This window comes from Parashewanella hymeniacidonis (genome assembly GCF_016900895.1).
Classification (GTDB): domain Bacteria; phylum Pseudomonadota; class Gammaproteobacteria; order Enterobacterales; family Shewanellaceae; genus Parashewanella; species Parashewanella hymeniacidonis.
In genome coordinates this window covers 35,265-42,557 of the sequence record NZ_JAFEUN010000027.1, presented here as the reverse complement: position 1 = coordinate 42,557, position 7,293 = coordinate 35,265, and the positions used below count along the sequence as shown (strand labels likewise).

6 protein-coding genes are annotated in these 7,293 nt (G+C 41.9%); 5 read left to right on the top strand and 1 reads right to left on the bottom strand.

From position 1 onward, the window contains the following. Positions 1-299 precede the first annotated feature (299 nt). The 5 genes from gmk (at position 300) to trmH (ending at position 4,928) form a co-directional block, all read left to right on the top strand. Positions 300-923: a guanylate kinase gene (gmk, locus tag JQC92_RS07560; protein ID WP_204999081.1), complete on the top strand. Its 624-nt coding sequence runs from the start codon at positions 300-302 to the stop codon at positions 921-923. A 64-nt stretch (positions 924-987) separates the two neighbouring features. Next, positions 988-1,269, top strand: a complete 282-nt coding sequence (gene rpoZ, locus JQC92_RS07555) for a DNA-directed RNA polymerase subunit omega (protein ID WP_204999080.1) — start codon at positions 988-990, stop codon at positions 1,267-1,269. Positions 1,270-1,615: 346 nt separating this feature from the next. Beyond that, entirely contained in the window at positions 1,616-3,733 is a 2,118-nt protein-coding gene (gene spoT, locus JQC92_RS07550) for a bifunctional GTP diphosphokinase/guanosine-3',5'-bis pyrophosphate 3'-pyrophosphohydrolase (protein WP_204999079.1), read from the top strand. A gap of 37 nt (positions 3,734-3,770) precedes the next feature. Further along, positions 3,771-4,154, top strand: a complete 384-nt coding sequence (locus tag JQC92_RS07545; protein WP_204999078.1) for a RidA family protein — start codon at positions 3,771-3,773, stop codon at positions 4,152-4,154. Positions 4,155-4,220: 66 nt separating this feature from the next. Continuing rightward, complete coding sequence (gene trmH / locus JQC92_RS07540; protein ID WP_204999077.1) at positions 4,221-4,928, top strand: tRNA (guanosine(18)-2'-O)-methyltransferase TrmH; 708 nt, start codon at positions 4,221-4,223, stop codon at positions 4,926-4,928. Between the two features lie 4 nt (positions 4,929-4,932). On the opposite strand, the gene JQC92_RS07535 is transcribed toward trmH, so the two are convergent. Continuing rightward, complete coding sequence (locus tag JQC92_RS07535; protein WP_204999076.1) at positions 4,933-7,260, bottom strand: hypothetical protein; 2,328 nt, start codon at positions 7,258-7,260, stop codon at positions 4,933-4,935. Positions 7,261-7,293 lie beyond the last annotated feature (33 nt).

Below are 7,293 nucleotides of genomic sequence, written 5' to 3'. Positions count from 1 at the left end.
TGTTTTGTTCAGAATCGCCATTTTATTTTGATAGTTGTCGTGGTTGACTTATTATCTCAAAAATAAAGCTTTTCTCCTCAGATTTTTCTTCTTAATTTGTTACCCATGTTTGATGGGTTCCCAAACCAGTATCTCGTCCTTTTAAACAAATCAGTGAATGTAGTAGCACTTATTAAATCCTATACCCGTTCTCACTCGCTCTTATACAGAGTATAATACCCGTTATAATTTAGAAATCGTATTGTCAATTTTGTTACAAATACGATTCTCCCTTTCAATTGACACCGGATAACGATCCTATGAGCGCCCAAGGAACTCTTTATATTATTTCTGCTCCCAGTGGAGCAGGAAAATCATCACTGATCTCAGCGTTATTAAAAGACCAGCCAAGTGATATGCAACTTTCAGTTTCTCACACTACTCGCGCCCCACGTCCCGGTGAAACAAACGGTAAACATTACCACTTTGTCAGTCAAGATGAGTTCAAAGGGCTAATTGAGCAAGATAACTTTGTCGAATGGGCCGAAGTCTTTGGTAACTTCTATGGCACGTCAAAAGTGGTGATTGAAGAAACGCTTGCTCAAGGCATCGACGTTTTTCTTGATATTGACTGGCAAGGGGCACAACAAGTTAAAAACTTAATGCCACAAGCCGTTGGTGTCTTTATTTTACCACCATCCAAGACCGAGCTCGAACGCCGCTTAAACGGTCGTGGCCAAGACAATAAAGAAGTGATTGCAGGGCGTATGGCGCAAGCGGTTTCTGAGATGTCACACTACAATGAGTATGAGTACATCATTGTGAATGACAATTTTGCCACAGCGCTGGGTGACTTGACTGCGATCATTCGCTCACAGCGGTTGACTCAAACTAGTCAGACCCATACACATAATGATATGCTAAAGAGTCTCTTGGCAGAATAATTGTCTTCGTGTACAATTTTGCGTCATTTTTAACTATTTAAATCGATAATTGGAGTTCTATTACATGGCTCGTGTAACTGTAGAAGATGCCGTTGAACAAATCGGCAACCGTTTTGACATGATCTTGGTTGCGGCCCGTCGTGCTCGCCAAATTGCAGTACAGGGCAAAGACCCAATGGTCGAAGAAGAAAACGATAAGCCAACGGTTATCGCACTTCGCGAAATCGAACTTGGTTTAGTTAACTCTGGTACCCTTGATGCTGCAGAGCGTCAATCAGTACGTGAGCGTGAAGCAGCTGAAATTGCTGCAGTTGCTGCTATCGCTGAAGGACGTACAGCACTTTAATCACTGCTTTTGATGCAGATATAATGTATAGAGACGGGCCTAGGCTGGTCTCTAGTTTAATACCAATTATTAGATAGTGACCATTCAAGAGATAAAAGCCTTTAGAGCACGGAATGAGCTCACAGTACTATCGGGCATAATTCAAGAGTGCATGATACAGCTATGATGGCTTTTAGCCTCGCCCTTTGGGAGCTTGCAAGTAGCTCAATAACTGCCCAAAATTGTCTTGATGTAGAACCACTATATCTTCATCAATTTCGGTTGTTCTTGAACCGCTTGCACAGCTCTGAATTGTTCACATTCTAATAATAATCGGTATAGGGAAAGTTTATAGGAGTACTGATACTTGTATCTGTTTGAAGGTCTAAAAGAAGTCGCTTCCAGTTATCTTACCGAGGAGCAGGTCGCCCTACTCAAACAGGCTTTTGTCGTCGCCAAAGACGCCCATGAAGGCCAAATGCGATCCAGCGGCGAACCCTATATTACTCACCCTGTTGCTGTTGCCACCATCCTTGCCGAAATGCGCCTTGACCATGAATCGCTCATGGCTGCCCTCCTCCACGACACCATTGAAGATACTCCAATAACCAAAGAAGAACTCAGTGAGTTATTCGGTAATGATGTCGCAGAATTAGTCGAAGGCGTTTCTAAACTCGACAAACTGAAATTCAGAGACAAGAAAGAAGCACAAGCTGAAAACTTCCGTAAAATGATGCTGGCCATGACTCAAGACATTCGAGTCATTCTGATTAAACTGGCTGACCGCACTCACAACATGCGTACTTTAGGTTCATTAAGACCTGATAAACGTCGCCGAATTGCTCGTGAAACCCTTGATATTTATGCCCCAATAGCCAACCGTTTGGGTATTCATAACATAAAAACTGAATTAGAAGATTTGGGGTTCCAAGCCTACTACCCAATGCGCTATCGCGTACTAAAAATGGTAGTAAAATCTGCACGAGGCAACCGTAAAGAGATCATTCAAAGCATTGAAGCTGCGATTAATACTCGACTCGAAGATACGCAGCTACCAGGCGGTGTAAAAGGCCGTGAAAAGAATTTATTTTCCATCTACAACAAGATGGTAAACAAAGAACTGCAGTTTCAAGAAGTCATGGACATCTATGCCTTCCGCATTACCGTAAAAACTATCGATTGTTGTTACCGTGTATTAGGTGCAATGCATGGGCTTTACAAACCACGCCCTGGTCGTTTCAAAGATTATATTGCAATGCCAAAAGCCAATGGTTATCAATCTTTGCATACCTCATTGCTCGGGCCTCACGGTGTGCCCGTTGAAATTCAAATCCGTACCGAAGATATGGATCAAATGGCAGACAAAGGAGTTGCAGCGCACTGGGCGTATAAAGCCGATGAAAAAGGTGCGACGACAGGCACAACCAGCCAAGTACGTGCCCGTAAGTGGATGCAAAGCTTATTAGAGTTGCAACAGAGTGCCAGCTCCTCATTTGAATTTGTTGAAAACGTGAAAACCGATCTGTTCCCTGACGAAATTTACGTATTCACGCCAGATGGCCGCATCCTAGAACTTCCCGTTGGTGCAACAGCGGTTGACTTTGCTTATGAAGTGCACACCGATATTGGTAATACCTGTGTTGGTGCCAAAGTAAACCGACAAGCTTATCCACTCAGTTTACCGCTTGAGTCGGGGCAGACGGTGGAGATCATTACTGCTAATGGTGCGCGACCAAATGCTGCTTGGCTTAATTTTGTAGTGACAGGCAAAGCCCGTTCTAAAATTCGTCAAGTACTCAAGACTGTTAAAGGCCGCGATGCAATAGCACTTGGCAGACGCTTACTCAATCATGCGCTCGGTGAAACGCACCATTTAGAGAGCATTGCACAAGCACAAATTGATAAAGTACTAGAGGACACTAAACATGATTCATTGGATTCGTTGTTAGCTGATATTGGTTTAGGCAATGCCATGAGCATTGTGATTGCACAGCGATTACTGGGCGATCAGGCCCCAGCTGAAACCGATGATAACCACGATTCACACTTAATGCCGATTCGTGGTGCAGAGGGTATGTTGGTTACTTTTGCTAACTGCTGCCGTCCGATCCCTGGTGATATCGTGATCGCGCATGTCAGCCCAGGTAAAGGCTTAGTTGTGCACATGGAAAACTGCAAAAATATTCGTGGTTACGATTCAGAGCCAGATAAATATATTCCTGTGCAATGGGATAACGCCGAAGGTGCAGAATTCCAAGCAAATCTACGAATTGAAATTGTGAACCATCAAGGTGCATTGGCGAAGATCACTAACATTGTATCTGTAGAAAAATCGAATATTCATAATCTAAGTACTGAGGAACGTGACGGCAGAGTCTATTTGATCAACCTTAGAATTTCGGTAACCGATCGTATTCACCTTGCGAATGTGATGCGCCGAATTAGGGTTTTGCCGGAAGTACTGCGTACCTCTAGAAATAAATAGCCGAATCAGGCAAACAATAACAAGACGAGACGACATCATGGCAGAAAAACACATTATTGCGACTGAAAAAGCACCAGCAGCGATTGGTACCTATTCTCAAGCTGTAAAAGTTGGTGATACGGTATATCTATCAGGCCAAATCCCACTAGTGCCTGAAACCATGGAAATGGTGAGTGATAACTTTGCGGAGCAAACGGTTCAAGTATTCGAAAACATGAAAGCCGTTTGTGAGGCCGCTGGCGGAAGTCTGGCAGATATCGCTAAACTCAATATCTTCTTAATTGACTTATCTCATTTTGCTACAGTAAACGAGATCATGAGCCGCTACTTTACGCAACCATACCCTGCACGTGCAGCCATTGGTGTAAAAGAGCTACCAAAAGGCTCTCATGTAGAAATGGATGCCATTATGGCGCTATAATTAGCGCCATTGAACAAAGGCGCATTATGCGCCTTTTTTATTGTCACACAATTACTGTTAATCACCATGACTCCAGAACGCTTTGCTCGCATCACTGAACTGCTCAATAATCGCCAACCGGACTTAACGGTGTGCCTGGATACAGTTCATAAGCCAAATAATATTTCAGCGGTCGTTCGCACTGCTGATGCAGTAGGAATTAACCAAATTCATGCCATTTGGCCTGATGCCGATATGCGTGTTTCTGGCAATACTGCATCTGGAAGTCAGCAATGGGTTCAAGTTAAGAAGCATTACACCTCAGATGAAGCCATCACCGCACTTAAAGCAGAGGGGATGCAAATTTTGGTGACCAACTTCAGTCCGAATGCTAAAGACTTCCGTGAGATTGATTACACTAAGCCCACAGCACTAGTAATGGGCAATGAAAGAACCGGAGTCAGTCAAGCCATGATTGATGCTGCGGATCAAGAAGTTATCATTCCGATGGTAGGTATGGTTCAGTCATTGAATGTTTCAGTTGCCACCGCTTTGGTATTGTTTGAAGCTCAACGTCAACGCCAAGAGGCGGGAATGTATGGCGAATGTAAACTGCCCGATGAATACTGTCAGAAACTATTGTTTGAACAAGGTCATCCACAATATACTAAAGCCTGTCGTAAGAAAGGCATTGAATATCCAGCCATTGGACAAGACGGACAAATTGTCGCTTCAGACGACTGGTGGCACAGATTAAGAACCACCCCTGATCTTGAAGAGTTTCAATCCTTTTAGATTTCTAACTTTCACTTTTTTCTTTAATTACTTCAGCGTCCACCTTTTGCTGGTAGCTCTCTCTGAGTTGTATATGTCTCTTGATCGTCTCAGGTGGGGTCTTGCGATTGGCTTTAGGAGAAAAGTCGGTCGCATCGAAAGGGATCGGTTGAAAGACTTCTTCTAATGGATCTGATAGATCATCAGTTTTACCTCCCGGTTTATCTGACAGAAGTTCCGGAATAATCTTCTCTGATTTTGAATCAGCCCATAACGACCTAACCTTGCCTCGATTTACTGTTCTCTTTTCTCTCTCTACTTTTAAGTGTTCATTAAAGTCGTTTAGTGTTGCTTTATTGATGTAATCAAGAACAAGTTTCCTTTCTTTTTCTGTTTTATGTTCTTTAGCATCAACTCTTCTAATTCTATAAGGGATCTTGCGAGGTTGTGCTTTTTCAAAATTAGCGTAACACTCCGCTAAATCAAGAGGTTCAAAAAAGTCATAATCTGATAATTCAATGACATCATTTGCCATCGCAAAAGCAAAGTTTTTTCTGATATTTGCGATTTGTTGATGTTTTCTATGAACAACAGAGTCTTGTGTTTCTTGTTCAGCATCGTCGCAATGACGTATGCAAATCAGTGCAATATCCAGCCGCCTCCCAGCTTCTTCTTTATACCGCTTCATAATTCCTTCGTTGGTGATACATTTTTTTTCTAATTTCAGTATTTGTTTTACTGTATCCCCAGAGGTTGATTCTGGCGAATTTTTTAATGCTTCAATTTGCTCTTTCATCTCAGCATTTTCGTGAAGCAGAATAGAACTTTTATGATAAAAATTCTGTGCATCTCCGGCAATGTCATCAACTAATTGGCAAGCTATCTCCAATACCTCTTCTGAATGGTACACGTCGAGCGGCTCAAGTTTTCGCTCCAATGTTTTTAATACTCTCGTTGATCTATCATCTGTTTGTTTCCTCATTTTCTGAAGCTTACCTTTAAACACTTCTTCACTCATTGCTCCTCCAGTTAAGCTTTCAACTACACTTCTACTCGTAGAGTTTTGTCGTTCTAACTCTCTAAATACCAGTCGTTGATCTTTAAGCTCGTGTAAATTTAGCTCCTCGCTCATACCTGGGTATTTAGCTTTGAGTTCACCATCCACTTCTGGTTTTACCGCTACAGGAGATAATGATTTGCCACCATCCACTTCTGATTTTGCTACTATAGGTGATAATGATTTACTTTTTTTGTAGGCTTTTTGAGTGTATCCATCTTGATACTCTCGCTTGACACCTTTTTTGACGGGGTAGACAACGGTACTCACTTTGGGCTTTTCTTCGTGAACGCTAACTATCAGTATCGGTTTAGGTTCCTTTTTTACCTGTGCTAATGGCTTGGTTTTACCTTGGAGCTTAAGCTGCTTTGCATGAAAAGAACTTTGTTTGTTTCTTAACAAAACCAGCTCTGAATTAAATAGCTTCAATTGTTCAGCGCAGCCCTCTTTGTACTCATCAGAGCTATAGTGACCCTTAGCATGCTCCAGGCAAAGTGTTGCGCCAATCAATTTCGACTCAGCTTGATGCATTCTATCGCTCTGTTTGAACGATCGACATGGTCGAGATTTCCATTGCTCACCCAACAAGTCATCTACTTCATCAGAAAAAGAGGTTGCCAGATTCCAATAGCACAATGCCACTGCCTCTCTAGCTTCAATATCTTTTAAAGGATAATTTTTTAAATTTAGGAGCTGCTGTAAGCCTTCCTCTGGAGGGAGTATTGACTCAATTTCTTTTAGTCTCTCCTCCAGTAATTTAATGCATGTAAAACAATTTCTGTCTATCACGACTTCATCTTCGAGAGGTCGTTTTTGCTGTAAATCTTCTTGTTTATCACTGAGCTTTGAGATCGTTTCCTCAATTTGCTTCAAAAATAGTTCACAATCATTCTGATCACTTTTAGAGGTGTATATTTGCATAAGAGATACTAATTGTGGCTTCAACAATTTTAGTCTTTCCATACAATCTTCGATGTTTGCCATGTTGCAGAGTGCTGTATCTCCTAATTCTCCATGAGCCGTTTCAGGTAAAACACCGATACTTACTAAAGTGTCAACCACGCCATCATGAAAAGCTCCGATTGTGTCCCAAACTTTATTAGCTAAACCAATCTTTTCTTTGGTTTGTTGTCGCTTTGTGAGGGTAAGTAATTTTGCTTTTTCAAGATAAGTGGTCACTGTTGCTTTGAAGGCTTCACAAGAGTGATCATCCGTATCTGAAATATCGCCATCGTCACATTCTTGTGTGCCTTGATATATTGCCTGAAATGTAGAACTTGTCCCAGATACAGCCATAATGATTTATCTCAGAGCGATAATTTATTACAT